We start from the raw sequence: 15,651 nt of genomic DNA on the forward strand, positions 1-15,651 counted from the left end.
CCGAATGCCTCAGCCATTGCGGACCCATGAGGTGAACTCCCCGGCGAGGCCGGGCGGGTTGGCGGCCTCGGTCTGCCGGGGGATCGCCTCGTAGTACTCCAGCTCATGGACGATCACCGGCACGGTTCGGCCGACAGATCTTTCGATGACGCCGGTCGTATGGAGGGTTCGGGCGAGCTGGCAGCAGGTCTGGTTGAAACGGGTCTCGATCTGCGCGGCGAGTGGCCCGATGACTGCATCCCAGTCGGCGAGGTCGGTCGGCTCCTCGTACCAAAATCCAAGTTCGGTGATCCACTCCTGGCGAGCGACGGCGCCGCCGGGGTCGCTGGTCAGGTCGCCGACCACAGTCAGCTCGTTCTGGATCCAGAAGGCGTAGTTCCAGCGGGCTTCTGCTTGGTCAGAGGCGTCCTGGATGCTGCGTCGAGCCTGAGCTTCAGTGTTGTAGCCGACCGTCAGGGTCGGCTGACGGGGGTCGTCGTCCTCGTTGTCGATGAGGAAGGAGAAGGCGTAGATGTCGCCGGCATCGGCGGCCGGGATGGATGCGAGGGCCCTTTCAACGAGGTGCTGAAGGTGATCGTTGAACGTCATGGTCGGCGGGGTCCTGTCGCTTCGGGCCGTGAGTCCCACTGGTCGCAGTACTCGATGTGGATCTCGCGCGCGTCGCCGAGAATGCCGTCGTTGGAGTGGAGTTCGGTGCAGAAGTGCGGATAGCTCGGATGAACGGGGACGTATCCGGGGCCGTTCCGGGCGACGTCGAGGAAGTGCCGGGCGGTGTCCCTGAACACCTTCGCGCTGCCGGTCATGAACAGAGTCTCGGCGTGGAGATGCTGGTGAAACAGATCCCGGTTCTCCCGGTAGTGCCGTGCCTCGTGATCAATCACGGCTTCGCCGGTGTGTCCTGGGCCGGGCAGCGTCACGGTCTGCGGACGCCCAGGGCTGAGTCGCCCGCGCACTTCCTTCCAGCGTGAGGGCGCGAACTGGAGCGAGTGGTGCAACAGCACGAGATCAAGCTGTCGCGTGCCCTCTTCCGGCAGCGCGCGGGAGGGGCCACGGTTCCCCCGCATCGGCAGGTGGACCAGTGAGCGCGGTGAAGAGGCGGCAAGCGTCCATAGCCCGCCGATTCGCTGCGCGGCGTCCTGATCGAGGTAGGCGTCCAGGTGCCGATCATGGTCGATGAGCACTGCGTGGACCAGAGGCCGGGCGGGTCGGATGACCTTGAACTCCATGGATCCGAGCCGTGCTTGGTGGATGGTGATGGGTAGTTTCATTGGTTCTCCGGGACACGGCTGCTGACATCGGCGGCGTAGGCGGCCCAGTCCCCAGCGGATGCCTTCTGCCATTGGACAGCGACTTGGATGTGGATGCCGAGCATCCGGGCGAGGATGGCGGCGGGCAGCTCGGCGGCGAGAGTGAACAGGGCTGTTGAGCGGTCCTGTTGGGGCCGAATTCCGATCTTGTGCAGCCGCAGACCGACCTGGCTGTCGCTGAGTGGACGCCCTGGTTGTCCGCCGGGGAAGAGCCAAGGGACGTCGTCCGGAGTGCCGATCTTGGCCTTGCCGCGTCGGGTCGCGACGAGCTCGCGGACCAAGGCACCAAGCGGCATCGGAAGGATGACGGGCGAAGCTCCGAAGGTGATCGCGACGGTCTCGCCAGTGAAGTCGACGTCCTCGACGGTGAGTTGACTGATGGTGGAGATCTTCTGCGCGTAAAGGGTCAGCAGCAGCCCAGCGACTCGATCGGCGGTGGGCAGCGTGTCCTCGTTGAGGAGGCGTCGTGCGTCCGCCCAGCGTTTCTCGCTGTCGATGGTGCCCTGTGGGCCGGTCCAGTGGACGGCGCCGCAGGTGAGGCCGTGGACATGGCGATGCTGTACGGACCAGCGGACGAAGTGGCCGGTCTCGTCGCGGTAGCGGAAGGCGGCCTCGGTCATCCAGCGTTCCAGGTCGGCCTGTGTGCAGACGCCCAGGGTGAGACCTTCGCCGGCGAGCCAGGTGAGGAAGTTGTCGGCGGCGCTGACGTGGCAGCGCACGTTCATGTCCTGGAGCTGGCTGGTGTGCTGGTCGCCGAGGCGGCGGCGGAGCCGGCGCAGGTGGTGCCAGACCGCGTAACCGTGCAGGATCCGGCGTTCGGCGAGGTCTGTGCGAGCCTGGACGGTTGTGGTGATCCATTTCTCCAGGGCGACGAGTCGTTCGTCGCGCGGCGGTAGGACGCCTGTCGCGACGAGGACGCTGCGAAGGTGAGCCAGCACCTTTCCCGGCGGGACGTCGTCGAGGCTGTCGTGGGTGACGGGATGCTCGTCGCGGCCTATGCGTTCCAGCAGGTCACGGACCTGCGATCGGGAAATCCAAGCCAGGGCGGTGTCCGGCCGCTCGGCGCTCGTCAGTGCTTCGTGGAACGGCGCGAGGTCGGGGGCGATGGCCTCCTCGGCGCTGGCGCCGAGGAGGCGGCGGAGGTGCTGGTCGAGGACGCATCGCTGGCAGGGGTGGGAGCCGAGCTGCCAGGTGGTCGCGCAGGTGGGGCACCGGCCCCAGAAATCGGGGTCGGGGTTGGTGCACTTCGCGCACAACGGTTCCTCCCACGTTCCGCCGCGGACTTGGGCAACCGTGCCGCAGCTGCAGCAGGTCGCCCAGCGCTGCTGGCAGCGGTCGCACCAGGGCTGCCAGGTGGCCCGGGAGATCTCGCAACGGGCGGTGCGGCCGCAGAGCCCGCATTCCCTGACCGTCTTCGGCACGCAACTCGGGCAGCGGACGCCGTCGTCGAGCCGGACTGCAACAGGCTGACGGCGCCCGCAGCCGACGCAGACCTCCAGGTTGGCCGGGTCGCGGATCAGGCAGGTGGGACACAGCGGCTGACCGGCAGCATCCCGGGTGGCAGGTTCACGGACCGCACCGCAACGGGTGCAGGGGACGGCCGCGTGTCGAGCGAAGCAGGCCCGGCAGACCCGCTTCCCGTCCAGGAGCTTCGACAGCGCCTTCACCCCGTGACAGCGCGCGCAGGCTGGCCTGACCACGGTGGTGGCGCCGCTGGCGACGAGTTCACCGATGAATCGCAGCACTGCCGGAGTGGGGGCCTCGTGGCCGATGCTGGTCAGCAGTTCGGGGCGGGCGATCACCGCCCAAGCCAGTCGACGCTGTCCGGCCAGCCGATTCGTGGATCGTTCTAGAGCGGTCCGGATCGTGTCCGCATCGAGTGCGGGGTCGATGCCGGTGATCAGGCGGGTGAGTTCCTTGAGCGGATCGCCCTCGGTGTCTGGGCACTTCGCGCACCGGGGCTGGCTGTGCCGGTCTCGGCTGACGACTCGTCGCTGCTGGTGACAGCCCGCGCAGACTGCGGACCTATCAAAGCAAGGTGAGCATCCCCATCGGCCACCCGAGCGGCTGCCGACGTAGGGGCGGGGGCGCCCACACTCCCCGCAGTGGGGCAGGGCGGTGTCCTGGGCGCCCGCCTCGCGCAGGGCCATCAGCAGCTTGGCGACGCGGAACGGCGCCGGTGGTCTGCCAGTCCGCAACAGCGCGGGGTTGTCGTGCAGGGCCTGGGCGAGGTTGCGGCGGCCGGCTCGTGTGCGTACGAGTGTGCAGACGATGTCGCGGATACGGGCCGTATCCAGGTGCGTTTCGACGTTGCTGACCAGCCGCACCACCAGGCCGACCGGGTCCGTCAGGACTTCCTCGGCCAGTTCGGTCACCGGTCGACTCCAGTGATCCGGGCCCGCCGAGGCCGCAGATCACCGACCCCCTCGGAGACCGCGGTCCCGCCCCCGGCGGCCTTCTTCGGCTTCGCCGCGGCACCGGCCCCGGTGACGGGCTCGATGAGGTCATCCATGGTGCAGTCCAGGATGTCCAGCAGGGCCATGAGGATCTTCAGGCTGAGTCGCTCCGGTCGCTCGACGACGAGCCGGTAGACCTGGCTCGTGGACAACGTGATGCCACGTTCCTTCAACGGCGGGAGGAGGTCGGTGGTGGAGAACATCCCGCGATCCGCCATCACCTTGCGCAGGTGCCAGCGGTAGTCGAGCTTGGCGGCCATCATCGAGTCCTTCCTCGTCAGACGCCGGCGAACGCCGGGGCCAGGGCCTTGCTCAGGGCAGTGTTCATGAAGTCGTCGCTGACGTGCGTGTAGATGGCCGTGGAGCTGTCACAGTCGTGGCCGACTTGCTGCTGGATAAATCGACGGTCGATCCCGTCCTCGGTCAGATGCGTGACGTACGAATGCCTGATTGAGTGCGGAACTAGATCTTTTGAGAGTTTTAAGGCATCTCGGTACGCCTCGAACCGGTCATTGATGGAGCCAGGCTGCAGGCGTCCGCCACGTTCGGTGATCCATAGGGCCGGGTGGTCGGGAAATCCGAAGCGCGGCCGGACGTTCTCGACGTAGTCGGTGACCGCCTCAACAGCCCAGTCCATCACCGAGAGCACGTTCCTCCGTCGCGGCGGCTGCCCCTTCTTCGCCTTGCCATAACGGACGTTGAGTGTGCCGTATCGGCCGAACTGCGGAGCCTTCGGATTGCGTCCGAAGTCGACGACGTCCAGCTTGGACGTCTCGGTCCGGCGAAGCCCCCACCCGTAGATGACCTTGAAAAGGGTGGCGTCGCGGTAGGCGGCGAGGGCGCCTTTGCGCTCGGACTTCACAGCGCGTGCGACCTGGTCGTCGGCGTAGTCGAGGAAGCGCTGCAGTTCTTCGCGGGTGAACGGCCTCGCTTCCGGATCCCCCTCGTAATCCTGCAGGTGAGGGAGCGTGTTCCACTCATGGGCGACCGCCACCGGGTGGGTGCCGAAGGCTTCCTCGCAGGCAGTTCCCCACCCGTAGCGGGCGTCGATGAGGAACTCGGTGAACAGCCGGACGTCGCCCCGGTAGCTGCGGATCGTCGACGGCGCCAGATGCTTCTCGCCCGCCAGAGAGGCCGACCACTCGTCCATGTGGGCCGGCGACCACTGCCACGGGTACTCGTTCGCGAACTCAAGGAACCGGCGCACCAGCCGCATCCGCGGCTCGATCGTCTCGTCCTTCAGCCCTCGCGACTTCTGCTGAGCCCTCCAGCCCCGCAGCATCGCGTCGAACATTGCGTCCTCCGGACGCAGTTGGACCACGCCGGAGACGAGCTCCATGTGAGCCGCCCCGGCCAGGGCCACCTTCTGCTGATGCACCACTCCAGACCATCCCTTCTGGAGGGCAGATCATGCATCAGGCGGGATCTGTCTGGCAACATGCCTGCTCAGGCCGTTAGTTCGTAGTAGCGTTGGAGTTCGCCAGCCCATCGACCTGAGCTCGCGACCTGCGGCTTCTCGCCCATTTGATGCAATTCCCGAGGGTTCTTGTAGCCGATGGTGACGCTAATGTTCTGGTGGCCGGCGATGACCTGGGCGATGTGCGGTGGCAGCCCGTTCATGATGGCGTCGGTGATGAAGATCCTTCTGAAGTCGTGCGGCGTGCAGTGCAGTGGTGTGCCGTCGGCATCGACGAGCCCGGTCCGCGTCAGGGCTTGGTCAAGCAGAGTGGAGATGCGTTCGCGGCCAATCCGGTGCGGTTCGGCGCCGACACGGTGCTGGAACAGCAGCGGGGCCGGGTCCATCCAGACCAGCTCGTGGTAGTCACGGGCGCGGATCAGCGGCACTGTGCCGTCGGCGCCGCGGATTCGGCAGATGATCGTCGACAGCACGTCGGCCAGTTCCGGGCCGACGACCAGGAGTCGTTCGACATCGGTCTTGGACGGGGCGATCTGCAGCAGCGGCACGATCTCGCCGGTGGTGGGGAGCGGGTATTGGACCAGGCTGTGGTGGCTGAGCTCCAGCATCTCCTCGATGCGGATTCCGGTCAGCCGCAACACTTCAATGATCGCCCAGGCCCAGAAGGCGTGGTTCTCCTCGCGGTTGAGGAGCCGCTGTCGGCCTGTGACCGGATCAGTGGCCCAGATGTTTTCCGGCGTGGCGTGGGGGCGATGTGTGCGGATCAGGGTCTGGCCGACGGCGTTGAACTCCTGGCCGGGTGGAACCTGGCGGCCGGCGGCCAGGAGTGTCTCGGCTTCTTTGCGGTGCTCGTAGGTGGAGCGCACGAGGGCTGGCAGGATCGGCAGCCGCTCTCGGGTCCGGGCGTCCATCCGGGCCTTGCGGCGTCGGGTGGCTTTCCGTCGGTCGAGGTCGTGCTGGCTCACCGGGCTGGGCGCGACCCACGGTCCCCAGCGGGCGGGGTCCTCCAGTGCCCACTGCGCGAGATCCAGATAGAAGGCGCGCACCGTTGCCAGAGTGTCGTGGTAGTTGAGGCGTTCGACCGTCACCTCGATCCGCTGCCCCTCCCCGGCTGTGATCTTCTTGGTTCTGGTCTGCAGGCGCTGCTTCCAGGCCGTCGCCGTAGCCGGGTCCAGGCGCAGTGAGGCGATGCCGGCGTGGTGCTGTTCCAGGTTCGTCCAGAAGCTCTTGGCCAGGTGATAGACCTCACCGCGTAGCGTGGAGTAGTCGAGGGCGGGCTGCCGCTCCTTGAGGTAGTCCACCAGCAGGTCGCGGATCGGGCGGCAGGCGATCGGGTAGCGATCGACGAGTGCCTCGACAGCAAGCTGGCCGTTGCTCGTGATCTCCCGCAGCGTCGGAACGTCGGGGCCGAAGACCCCCAGCTCTCGCAGGACCCGGAACGCGGCTGAGCCCAGGCGCCGTTCTCCGCGCAGGGAGTACTCGACGTCCAGGGACTCCAGCAGGTCGCCGACGGTGATGTCGGCCATCGTCCCGCCTTTGGCCGCGATGATCACTGCGAGGCGGAACACGATGTGCTCACGCGCGTCGTCGGTGATCCCGGGGTCCTGGCGGCAGAACCGGTCGACGCGGTCGAAGCCTGCGGTGTCGCGGGACCAGATCATGTTCCGGGCGACCTTGCGCTTCTTTCCGCCGGTGAAGAGCCAGGCCAGCGAGGGGCGTATCACGTCGGCCCCGACCAAGATGATCAGGGCGCTGGTCATGGTCTCAAGCCGTGTCCCGGCCGTCGGCCCAACGCTCGCCGGCTGCGTCCGCGCCGCTGGCCAGCCATCGCTGCTGCCAGTTGTCTCCGGGCTGCTCTTGCAGCCACTCCAGCAGCAGCGTGAGCCCGCGGCGGCGGAAGTTGTGGCTGCGCGGCGTCTCCGTGCGGGGAGACGCCGCCGCCCACAGCTTCAGCACCTGCTCAGTCAGCTGTCTGGTGGCCGGCCAGTCATCAGGCACCGGACGAGCCGGGTAGCGGTCACCGATCGCTGCCGCCGAGGTCGACGCGTTGATGGTCCCCGTGCTCATCGGGCCTCCCTGGCGAAGAGCACGTCCAGCGTCCGCTGGTCGTAGCCGGGAGCCGGCGTCGGCTCTTGCCGCGCCGCAGCCTGCCGCGTCTGCTCGGCGTGGTGGGCCAGCACCCTCCTGATCACATCCTCTTTCCGGGGCGTCAGGTAGATCTGCGTCGTGGTCAGCAATGCGTGGCCGAGGACCAGTTGCACGTCAGTCAGCGGAAGCATCGGATCCTCCGCCATCCGGTAGGCCGCGGTGTGCCGCAGAGCGTGCAGCGTGGCCGAGGTGCCAGCCGCGGCGTTCACCCGCTCGAACATCCGGTGTGCGGCGTGGTAAGTCAGCGGACGCATCGGCCGCCGCAACGTCCACCACAGGGGAAGCCTGCGCCCCTTCGGGATCAGCCCCTCCACCTCGACCTGGTAGAGCCGCAACCACACGAACGCGTCCGTGGACGCCGGGAGCTCGGCGACCTCGCCCGTCCCCTTACGGACCACCGAGACCACTTGCCGACCCGGTTCAACCCCGCCCTGCGTCGTCGACAGCAGCTCCGAAGCCCTGGCGCCGGTGGACACGTAGAAAGCGACCAGCGCCCGGTCCCGGTGAGATGGCAGCCGCGCGAAGATCTCGTTGAACTCCTCGTCAGGGATGGACCGGGGAACACGTTTGGGCACCCGTGGCCGGTAGAGCCCGGTCCGTTCCTTGCGGAACGGCTCCATCGGGTTGTGATGCGCGTTCGGCACGGCTTCCGCGGCGGGATCGGTCGAGCGGGAACGGGTTGATCAGGATCGGGCCGCTGCTGATCCCGAGGTGGAAGTCGTAGAAGCAGCGCAGCACTGTCTCGTTATGCGCTCTCACCGAGGCCGCGAACGGAACCCCGGACGGCTTCATCACCGCAGCGTCCTCGCCGTGGCGCCAATGCGGGCGGACCGGCTTGCCGGCGATCAGCAGCCACCTGCAGAAGTCCCTTGCCTCCACGCGCGTCGCGCGGTCCCACGAGATGCCAATCGCCCACAGGAACCGGAACCACCGCAGTAGGTCCATCCCGTAGGAGCGAACTGTTGCCGCGCTGCGGCCAGCTGCTTGCAGATCACGGAAGTACGCGCTCACCGCCTCGACTGGAACCCCGTCGCAGTCAAGCAGGCGATACGGTTCCCACGAATCGCCGGTCGCTGCGAGCGAGCCCACCAGTGGGACCGCCAGGGACGCGAGATCCCGCTGCGACACCTCGTCTGTCGTCACGGGCAGCGACCGTAGAGCAACGAGCCCCGGCATGTCCTCTGAACTGCGAAAACGGCTGCAGTAGTTCAGTCAACATGAGGATGTCCGGGCCGACCGTCGCCCTCGACCACTGCGCCAGCACGAACGGTGTCTGCGGCAACGGCAAGAGAGCCTCGGCCTCCGCCGCCTCGAACACCGCGAGCGGTCCCGCCCCCTGAAGCGGGCGGCACTGGCGGCCTCCCGCAATCTCCCGGGCCCAGGTCAGGGCTTCGGCCTGCATGTGGTCGAGCGAGGTGAACTGCCGCCCGCTCCAGAACGAGTCCCGAATGTAGGGCATGGGCCGTTCCACTCTGGGCTTGTCCTTGGGATGCAGGGCTCTGGCCGGGTCCACCAACGTCCCATAGTGGGCGGCAAGTTCGGCATACGACTTGTTGATCTTCGGGTCGTAGAGGTCCGGCTTGTCCACCCCGGTCTTGAGGTTGTCCGGCACCAGACGGCGCGGAACACCGCCGAAGAACCGGAACGCGTCCACGTGCGCGAGGGTCCAGGCGTGCTGGTCCATGTGCGTCACGGGACGTACGAACATGTGCCGCGAGCAGGGCAACACCATCACGAACGCCCAGATCCGGTGCCGCTTGCCGGTCCTCGGATTGATCCACGGCCCCAGAAAGCCGTAGTCGATCTGGGCCTCCGAACCCGGCTCGACGTCCTCCCGCAGCACCGTCACCTTCGACCGGGCCGCCTCCTCGGGAAGGTTCTCCCGCACCCACCGCCGAAACGATGTCAGCGACGCCTTCAACTTCCGCTCGTCGCGCAGCCGTTGATGGATCGTGGTGACCGTCGTCGTCTCCAGCAACTGCTTGACGTACTCGCGGTGCTCTTCGATCTCCGGCCAGGTCAACTGGTTCAACCGCCGGCTGGCCAGGTCCGGGAACCAGCTCTTGATCAGCTTGGACCAGTCCGCCTCACTCATGGGCGGCCCGCCCGGGGCCATCCCGGCCGCCTCCGCCGGCCCCAGGTACTTCCTGATCGTCTTGCGGTCCACCCCCAACGAGGTCGCCACCTGACTCTTGGAACGGCCCGCGTACCAGTGCACGTAGATCTCGACGATGTCGACCACGGTGAAGGTTCTCCTTGCCATCCGGCGTGTCCGTCGGCCTCTCGGCTCGCGGGTCGACGGATCCGAAAACGCCGGGATCCTCAACCCGGCACCGGCATGCCCATGGGGAGCCAGACCAATTCGCAAGGCAGAACTAACTCAAGATCAAACCACCCTTAGCAGGGAAAACGCGTGCGAGCCCGACCATGTCCGACGCCCCCAACCACGACCGCCGTCCCCATGGGGAATCGTGGTCACGAGCCTGGGGAATTGCCCCGACACGAAAGCTCAGATCATGGGGAATTGATCGACCGTCGACAGCCGGTGATCGCCGTGGGGGCGGGCCCGCAGAAGCACTACACCGTGCAGCAGCAGCCCGCCGCGGGCAGCTGCCACTACCGCTACGAGCACGGGGAGCCGCTGGAGGATCCGAAGTGCACCCCCGGCGCGATCTCCCCGGCGGTGACCCAGGCGAACCTGAAGTCGACGATCTGCCGCAAGAACGGCTACACCTCCGGCGTGCGCCCCTCCACGTACGTGGCCGGCAAGGAGAAGAAGCTCAACGCCGCCTCCTACGGCTACACCGGCAGCATGGGCGATGCCGAGTACGACCACCTGCTATCCGGCGTCGTGACCGTGTAGCGAGTCGTATCTCCTGTTGACAGCGCCAGCGGTATGTCGCTGACAAAGCGCTTGGCGCGCAGATGACTCCGGGGTTTTCAGCTCGGGCACCAGCCGTGAAGCGGGGGTCGTGGCCCTGCTAGCGTGCCGCCGTGCCTTCGGAGATACCCCAGCTCGTTGACGAGCTTGTCGCGCAGATGAGGTCTGGTTCGGCTCGTGGCTACCGGCGGGCCATGTCGCGGTTGGGGGACACCGCGCGTGCGGGAGGTCCCGCGGGTTTGACCGCCGCGGTCGAGGCCCTTGCGCCGTGGCTGCCGGGTTTGGCGGGCGACTTCGCCAAGACGGCCGTCCTGGCGGGGGCGTGCGTCGAGTGGGGCGGTTCACCAATGGCGCTGGCCAACGTGCTGCCACAGCGTGCCGCGGAGGCGATGATGCTCAACGATCTGGTCCCGCGGTGCTGGGCCGAAGCGGCTCCTGGGCGGCCGCTGCCGGAGCAGATGAGCGCCAGTACGAAGCAACTGGTGCAGGCTCTTGTCACCCTGGCCAGACCGAAAGGGCGCCCGGACAAGGGAGACATGACCCGGATCGCCATGTCCTGGTTCGACATGGAGGACTGGCTCAAGGCGCTGATCACCGTCTTGGGGCACGGTCCCTTCCGGGCAGCGGTGCCCACTGAGGTCAAGGCCGAGCTGCGGGAGTACGCCGCAGCGGTCGCCGACCGGTCGCAGCGCGCTGCCTGGGTCAGAGACTTGGCTGCCGTCCTGGACGACGAGCCGCTGGTCGTCCTCAACCCCCGTGCACGTAGGGGGTATGCCCTCACGATGAGCGGTGTCGGGGACAACTTTCAGCTGCACACCCTGCTCGCGGACCGGCTCATGGGCGACTGCGGCGAAGGCATGGTTCAAGGAGTGCGCCCCGACCGCTCGTGGGTCGAGGCAGCGACGGACGCCGACCCGTACCTCGGCCCTGATAGTCCGGCGCTCCGCCGTTTCCGCCTTTTCGACGGCCATGGCGCCTACGTCTTCCCGGAAGGGGTGCCCGCCGACATCAAGCCGCTCGAGGGCACCCGCGTGCTGGTACTGCACCCACCGAACGGAGACTTTGGCATGGGCGTCGGCCGGGTCTTCCGGAATATGATCCCCACCCTCAACCTTGATCGGGTCCTGGGACCGGACGAGGCGGAGTTCTGGCTCACTCGCATAACCCCCGCCGTCGAGAACGACTTCATGGCTAACTAATAAATCCGCTCTGGAGCTGTCGTCGAAGTGCGAGGAGCTCACCGTGGGCCGCGGCGAGGGCGGCTTGCAACTGGGCGACGTCTTCGTGGTGTTTGCGGCGCTCAGTGGCGAGTTGCTGAGTGAGTCGGCGGACCAGGGTGCTGGAGGCAGCCTCGGCGTCGGGGTGGCCGGTGGCTTCATCGGGGGCGGTATCGCGTCGTGCCCTGCGGAGGGCCTCGACCTGCGGGCGCAGGACAGGGTGCCGGTAGATGAAGTCGGTGGACACGCCAGCCGCCTTGGCGATCGAGGTTACGCTCACCGGCGTGCGGGTTTTGCGGGCTTCTCTCAGCGCCTTCTCAACGGCGCTCTCGGCTCGTTCCCGGCGCTGGCGGGCGGCCGTTGCCAGGGCCTCGGTGCTTCGGTTCATGCGCCTTCCGTGATGTTCTCGGTGGGTTCGAGGGAGAGCCGTCGTTGCGGGGCGCCGGCGTCGCGGACTGGCACGGTGGTGCCATCGGAGCGGCGGATGCGTTCGATGGCGAGCAGGACGCCGTCGAGGGCGGCAACTTCTTCGGTGTCATAGCGAGGACGTGGAGATGAAATGGGGCATCCACCCGCAGGGCGATGAGCGGGCTCAGTGGTGACGGGCGAAGAGCGCACCGCCTTGCTGGTCCTCATCAGCGGGCGCTTCCGTGTGGAGCTGCCCGGGCGCAGCGTTCTCCTCGCTGATCAGGGGGACTACGTCATGTGGGGCCGGGACGTCGATCACTCCTGGTTCGCGGAGGAAGAGTCCGTGGTTTTGACGGTCCGCTGGCCTTCTATCCCCGGCTACACGTGACCGATGAGAACGATCCCGCTGCTGGTCATAGCCGTTCGTTCAGCTGGCCTTCAACGACGCCGGAACTCCAGGGGAGGGTGAGGCTGGCGGTGACGGCGTCGAGATCTTGGAGGAGGAAACCAGCGGAGCCCTTCATCGGCTTCGGCGCGTCCTGCTCGGCCTGCCGGATCCACTCCGGCAACAGGTATCCGCGCTGGTGACGGACCAGGTCAGAAACGTCCGAGCTGTACTCGGAGTCTCGGGATCCTGGCCCCCGTCGAGGAAGGCAAGTGCAGCGTAGTGGTGGGGTGTCATGGGGTTCTGAACTGCGGGTCCGCACACGGTGATCCCATGCGTGCCGTCCGGCGTCTGTGCACGTATGCGCGCTGCAATGGCCTGCCTGGGACGTGCAGCGTGCAGAGAACGCCCGGGGACAGTCGGCGGTCCTCCCTCCGCTGTCCTTGTTGCGGTGAGCCTGTTGCAGGTGTGCCGGTGCTGGACATGTAAGGGCAGACGCCAGGGAAGGAAGTTATGCCCATCGATACCGAGGCCCAGTTCACCGACGTGTACCGGGCTCACTACGGGGACGTGCTGCGGTTCGTACGCCGTCGTGCCGACCCGATGACCGTCGACGACATCGTGGGAGAGACGTTTCTCGCTGCCTGGCGCCGCAGACGCGAGCTGCCCGATGACCCGCGGCCGTGGCTGTTTGGCACCGCCCGCAAGCTCATGCTCAACGCGCATCGAGGGCTTCGCCGGCAGTCCGCCCTCGTGGTCCAGATCCAGCGGGCCGCCGCGGCCGACGGCCACGAGTCCATGGCCGACGTGGCCATCCAGGTCGAGGGCCGGATCGACCTCGTTGCCGCCTGGCGGTCGCTCGCCCCGGCCGACCAGGAGGTCCTCGCGCTGAACGTCTGGGAGCAACTCGACGCCCGGGACGCGGCGAAGGTTCTCGGCTGCACCCGCGCCGCCTACGCCATGCGCCTGACCCGCGCCAAGCGACGTCTCGCCGGCCGTCTCAACCCCGCTGCACCGGCATCGCCCGCCCTCTCCCTGACGCACTGACAGGAGCCCTTCATGGACAACGACCTCCTCTCCCGGCTCGCCGAACTCGACGCCGCCCCGCCCGGTGAGCCCTCCGCCGCAGACCGGGACCGCGAGGAACGGCTGCTGCGGACCGTTCTGAGCGACACCGGGCGGCCCGGACGGTGGGCCGGGACGGCGTTCCGCCACCCCTCCATGCGGCGCGTGGCATTCACCCTGGCTGGCGCCCTTGCTGCGTGCGCCGTGGTGGTGACTGTGACGAGCAGCCCGCCCGCACCAGGCAGCCCGCCCGCCCCGGGCGGCTTGGGACCGCTGTCGTCGGCGGAAGTGGCCACCTGGACCGGCACGGCCGGCGGCCTGGAGGACGTCGCCTACCGGCAGCGCTCGTCAGCGATCTCGTGGTGCGTCAGGGCGACGAAGAAGGCTTCCGGGGAAGGGGGCCCAGGCACCGTCGACAACGCGGACGTCCGCGGCACCGTCGTTTCCATGATCGTCACGTATTACGGCCATCCGGTGTACTGCCTGGCCGGCCCGCACGGCACCGGCTTGGCGGCGGCTGTCGATGCGGTCTCCGAGGTCTCCCCGGCCGGCGTCACGCTGGACACGCAAGGTGCCCGCGGCAGTGGTTCAGCCCGAGTCCGCTACGTGGTCGGATCGATGGGCCGCGACGTGAAGAAGATCACCGTGCGCGACCACGGACACACCGTCCACGCCACGGTGGAGATGATCCGAAGTTCCCTGCCGTACGGCCGGTGGACCGCCTGGTGGCCGGACGGCGCCCCCGACAGCCCGCTGACCGGCACTCTCACCCTCACACTCACCGACGGCAGGACCCGGACCATCGACGCGGCCTCACTGACGACGTAGCCCGGCCGCACACCTGGCCACAGCAGCGGCCTGCCATCAGCATGGGGAAGGTCAGGTTGTCACCCGATCTTGCAGCAGACCCGAGATCGTTGGACCGTGGAGCGGACGGTGGCCTGGCTTGCAGAATGCCGTCGTCTGCACCGGCGTTATGAGCGCAAGGCCGAACTCTTCCTCGCCTTCGCCGGCATCTCCGCCACCCTCACCTGGGCGGCTTACCGGATGAGGGATTTCACTGAAGGTCTGGCTGACGGCGTGCGAGGAGGATTCCCCCGAGGGTGCTCTCGGCTGAGGTGAGCGTCCTGTGTTCGTCGACGGTGAAGCCGGCCTCGTTGAGCCAGCCAATCATCTGGCTGTGCCGGCGACGATGGACCGTGACCTTCATCGGGTGGCCGCCATAGCCCTCCGTCTTCACCTTCGAGGTGTCCCCGACATGGAAGCTGAGGAGCAGCGGTCCGCCTGGCTGCAGCACTCGGTGGAAGTGCTTGAAGACCGTGCCGATCTGTGTGTCGGGGATATGGATCAGCGAGTACCAGGCGACCAGGCCGGCTATCGAGCCATCGCTGAGGTTGAGGTCCGTCATGGAGCCGAGTTCGAACCGCAGTCCGGGGTGGTCACGCCGGGCCATCTCGATCATCCCGGGCGATAGGTCGATCCCGAACGCGTCCACACCCAGCTGGCGCAAGTGAGCGGTGATCCGCCCCGGTCCACATCCCACGTCTGCGACCGACCCCCGGCCGCGGGAACTCACCAGGTCGGCGAACAGTGCCAGGACCGCACGCTCTACGGGTGTTTCGTCCAGGAGGTTGCGCACCTGGTCCGCATAGCTCGCGGCGACGGTGTCATAGGACGTCCGTGTGTCTTCCAACCAGTTGTCGGTGCTCGGTTCGTTCTCCACGCCCGCAGGCTACTCAAGAGCCCAAACGAGATGACCTCTATGCGTGTTTTGACGGCTGAGCGGCACTCAACAAGGCAGAGACGTGGCATCTGTAGGGTCGGCACCCATGGCGCTGATGAGTCGATGGACGTCCCGTGTCCTCCTGCTTGATGAACGCGATCGTCTTCTTCTGCTGTGCGGACGAGATCCGCGCAGGCCGGGAGCGAGATGGTGGTTCACCGTTGGCGGGGGCGTAGAGGACGGTGAGGATTACCTTCAAGCCGCGGTTCGCGAGGTGTGGGAGGAGACGGCGCTCTCTCTGGCTGTGGGGCGGCTGAACCGGGTTGTCTGGACTCGACAGGCGGTCTTCAGTGTCGACGGCCAGGGATTTGACCAGTACGAGGAGTACCGCCTCGCCCGCATCAGCTCTGACGAGGCGCACGCGATGAAGATCGATACGGAAGAAGCCCGCCATGGATTCCGCTGGTGGGCCATCGAGGAACTGGCCACGACGCTGGAAACGGTCCGCCCCAAGAATCTGGCTTCGCTCATGGCCAATGTGCTGAAATCCAGTGAAGTCGGTCAAGTCCCTCTGCATCTGGGGAACTTCAACGAGGACACCGACCCCGAGTAGACCGTGCTTTCCTGCATTGCAGCCCAGCGCG

Annotated in this window: 17 protein-coding genes and 3 pseudogenes; 7 read left to right on the forward strand and 13 right to left on the reverse strand. The window is 67.2% G+C overall.

All coding sequences use genetic code 11. The features are described 5' to 3' along the window. Window positions 1-9 precede the first annotated feature (9 nt). From ABZS97_RS29430 to istA, 10 genes are all read right to left on the reverse strand, one after another. Complete coding sequence (locus ABZS97_RS29430; protein ID WP_356142361.1) at window positions 10-588, reverse strand: hypothetical protein; 579 nt, start codon at window positions 586-588, stop codon at window positions 10-12. Then, entirely contained in the window at window positions 585-1,268 is a 684-nt protein-coding gene (locus ABZS97_RS29435) for a hypothetical protein (RefSeq protein ID WP_356142363.1), read from the reverse strand. The genes ABZS97_RS29430 and ABZS97_RS29435 overlap by 4 nt, the downstream gene beginning before the upstream one ends. Beyond that, window positions 1,265-3,682, reverse strand: a complete 2,418-nt coding sequence (locus tag ABZS97_RS29440) for a site-specific integrase (RefSeq protein ID WP_356142365.1) — start codon at window positions 3,680-3,682, stop codon at window positions 1,265-1,267. The genes ABZS97_RS29435 and ABZS97_RS29440 overlap by 4 nt, the downstream gene beginning before the upstream one ends. Further along, window positions 3,679-4,023 (reverse strand): helix-turn-helix transcriptional regulator, encoded by a 345-nt coding sequence (locus ABZS97_RS29445; protein WP_356142401.1) that lies wholly within the window; start codon window positions 4,021-4,023, stop codon window positions 3,679-3,681. Before ABZS97_RS29445 ends, ABZS97_RS29440 begins: the two co-directional genes overlap by 4 nt. Window positions 4,024-4,040: 17 nt before the next feature. Then, on the reverse strand, window positions 4,041-5,102 hold the full coding sequence (locus ABZS97_RS29450; protein WP_356142367.1) for a tyrosine-type recombinase/integrase: 1,062 nt from the start codon (window positions 5,100-5,102) through the stop codon (window positions 4,041-4,043). A gap of 107 nt (window positions 5,103-5,209) precedes the next feature. Next, entirely contained in the window at window positions 5,210-6,940 is a 1,731-nt protein-coding gene (locus tag ABZS97_RS29455; RefSeq protein WP_356142369.1) for a site-specific integrase, read from the reverse strand. A 4-nt stretch (window positions 6,941-6,944) separates the two neighbouring features. Further along, the gene (locus tag ABZS97_RS29460) at window positions 6,945-7,247 is read right to left on the reverse strand and encodes a hypothetical protein (protein ID WP_356142371.1); all 303 of its coding nucleotides are present in this window, start codon (window positions 7,245-7,247) and stop codon (window positions 6,945-6,947) included. Next, complete coding sequence (locus ABZS97_RS29465) at window positions 7,244-7,972, reverse strand: site-specific integrase (protein WP_356142373.1); 729 nt, start codon at window positions 7,970-7,972, stop codon at window positions 7,244-7,246. The genes ABZS97_RS29460 and ABZS97_RS29465 overlap by 4 nt, the downstream gene beginning before the upstream one ends. Beyond that, window positions 7,872-8,471, reverse strand: coding sequence for a site-specific integrase (locus tag ABZS97_RS29470; RefSeq protein ID WP_356142378.1), 600 nt, complete (start codon window positions 8,469-8,471; stop codon window positions 7,872-7,874). The genes ABZS97_RS29465 and ABZS97_RS29470 overlap by 101 nt, the downstream gene beginning before the upstream one ends. After that, window positions 8,365-9,570, reverse strand: coding sequence for an IS21 family transposase (gene istA, locus ABZS97_RS29475; RefSeq protein ID WP_356142380.1), 1,206 nt, complete (start codon window positions 9,568-9,570; stop codon window positions 8,365-8,367). Before istA ends, ABZS97_RS29470 begins: the two co-directional genes overlap by 107 nt. 306 nt (window positions 9,571-9,876) lie before the next feature. Here istA and ABZS97_RS29480 point away from each other — a divergent pair. After that, window positions 9,877-10,173, forward strand: a pseudogene (locus tag ABZS97_RS29480) (hypothetical protein); the annotation flags it as partial. 275 nt (window positions 10,174-10,448) lie between these two features. Then, window positions 10,449-11,408, forward strand: a complete 960-nt coding sequence (locus tag ABZS97_RS29485) for a hypothetical protein (RefSeq protein WP_356142382.1) — start codon at window positions 10,449-10,451, stop codon at window positions 11,406-11,408. On the opposite strand, the gene ABZS97_RS29490 is transcribed toward ABZS97_RS29485, so the two are convergent. Beyond that, the gene (locus tag ABZS97_RS29490) at window positions 11,401-11,814 is read right to left on the reverse strand and encodes a DUF6262 family protein (RefSeq protein ID WP_356142384.1); all 414 of its coding nucleotides are present in this window, start codon (window positions 11,812-11,814) and stop codon (window positions 11,401-11,403) included. The two genes, ABZS97_RS29485 and ABZS97_RS29490, sit on opposite strands and share 8 nt — an antisense overlap. 148 nt (window positions 11,815-11,962) lie before the next feature. On the opposite strand from ABZS97_RS29490, the pseudogene ABZS97_RS29495 reads away from it, so the two are divergent. Then, window positions 11,963-12,222, forward strand: a pseudogene (locus ABZS97_RS29495) (signal peptidase I); the annotation flags it as partial. Window positions 12,223-12,247: 25 nt separating this feature from the next. On the opposite strand, the gene ABZS97_RS29500 reads toward ABZS97_RS29495, so the two are convergent. Further along, the gene (locus tag ABZS97_RS29500; RefSeq protein ID WP_356142386.1) at window positions 12,248-12,403 is read right to left on the reverse strand and encodes a hypothetical protein; all 156 of its coding nucleotides are present in this window, start codon (window positions 12,401-12,403) and stop codon (window positions 12,248-12,250) included. Between the two features lie 329 nt (window positions 12,404-12,732). Here ABZS97_RS29500 and ABZS97_RS29505 point away from each other — a divergent pair, with 329 nt between their 5' ends. The 3 genes and pseudogenes from ABZS97_RS29505 to ABZS97_RS29515 form a co-directional block, all read left to right on the forward strand. Continuing rightward, on the forward strand, window positions 12,733-13,266 hold the full coding sequence (locus ABZS97_RS29505; protein WP_356142388.1) for a sigma-70 family RNA polymerase sigma factor: 534 nt from the start codon (window positions 12,733-12,735) through the stop codon (window positions 13,264-13,266). A gap of 12 nt (window positions 13,267-13,278) precedes the next feature. Continuing rightward, window positions 13,279-14,112, forward strand: a complete 834-nt coding sequence (locus tag ABZS97_RS29510; RefSeq protein ID WP_356142390.1) for a hypothetical protein — start codon at window positions 13,279-13,281, stop codon at window positions 14,110-14,112. 81 nt (window positions 14,113-14,193) lie between these two features. Further along, window positions 14,194-14,289 (forward strand): annotated as a pseudogene (locus ABZS97_RS29515) (IS5/IS1182 family transposase); the annotation flags it as partial. A 52-nt stretch (window positions 14,290-14,341) separates the two neighbouring features. Here the strand turns inward: ABZS97_RS29515 and ABZS97_RS29520 are convergent. Further along, window positions 14,342-15,007 (reverse strand): methyltransferase domain-containing protein, encoded by a 666-nt coding sequence (locus ABZS97_RS29520; RefSeq protein ID WP_356142392.1) that lies wholly within the window; start codon window positions 15,005-15,007, stop codon window positions 14,342-14,344. Window positions 15,008-15,113: 106 nt separating this feature from the next. Here ABZS97_RS29520 and ABZS97_RS29525 point away from each other — a divergent pair, with 106 nt between their 5' ends. Next, a complete protein-coding gene (locus ABZS97_RS29525) occupies window positions 15,114-15,620 on the forward strand; it encodes an NUDIX domain-containing protein (RefSeq protein WP_356142394.1) in 507 nt (168 codons plus the stop codon). The last annotated feature ends 31 nt before the right edge of the window (window positions 15,621-15,651 follow it).

Origin of the sequence: Streptomyces sp. NPDC005485, from assembly GCF_040606085.1 — a bacterium.
Taxonomy (GTDB): domain Bacteria; phylum Actinomycetota; class Actinomycetes; order Streptomycetales; family Streptomycetaceae; genus Streptomyces.

Bases quoted from the DNA above. Each gene is read 5' to 3' on its own strand.
- ABZS97_RS29525 (WP_356142394.1), top strand. From the start codon at position 15,114: ATGGCGCTGATGAGTCGATGGACGTCCCGTGTCCTCCTGCTTGATGAA.
- ABZS97_RS29445 (WP_356142401.1), bottom strand. From the start codon at position 4,023: ATGGCCGCCAAGCTCGACTACCGCTGGCACCTGCGCAAGGTGATGGCG.
- ABZS97_RS29490 (WP_356142384.1), bottom strand. From the start codon at position 11,814: ATGAACCGAAGCACCGAGGCCCTGGCAACGGCCGCCCGCCAGCGCCGG.
- ABZS97_RS29505 (WP_356142388.1), top strand. From the start codon at position 12,733: ATGCCCATCGATACCGAGGCCCAGTTCACCGACGTGTACCGGGCTCAC.
- ABZS97_RS29455 (WP_356142369.1), bottom strand. From the start codon at position 6,940: ATGACCAGCGCCCTGATCATCTTGGTCGGGGCCGACGTGATACGCCCC.
- ABZS97_RS29435 (WP_356142363.1), bottom strand. From the start codon at position 1,268: ATGAAACTACCCATCACCATCCACCAAGCACGGCTCGGATCCATGGAG.
- ABZS97_RS29510 (WP_356142390.1), top strand. From the start codon at position 13,279: ATGGACAACGACCTCCTCTCCCGGCTCGCCGAACTCGACGCCGCCCCG.
- ABZS97_RS29430 (WP_356142361.1), bottom strand. From the start codon at position 588: ATGACGTTCAACGATCACCTTCAGCACCTCGTTGAAAGGGCCCTCGCA.
- ABZS97_RS29460 (WP_356142371.1), bottom strand. From the start codon at position 7,247: ATGAGCACGGGGACCATCAACGCGTCGACCTCGGCGGCAGCGATCGGT.
- ABZS97_RS29450 (WP_356142367.1), bottom strand. From the start codon at position 5,102: ATGGAGCTCGTCTCCGGCGTGGTCCAACTGCGTCCGGAGGACGCAATG.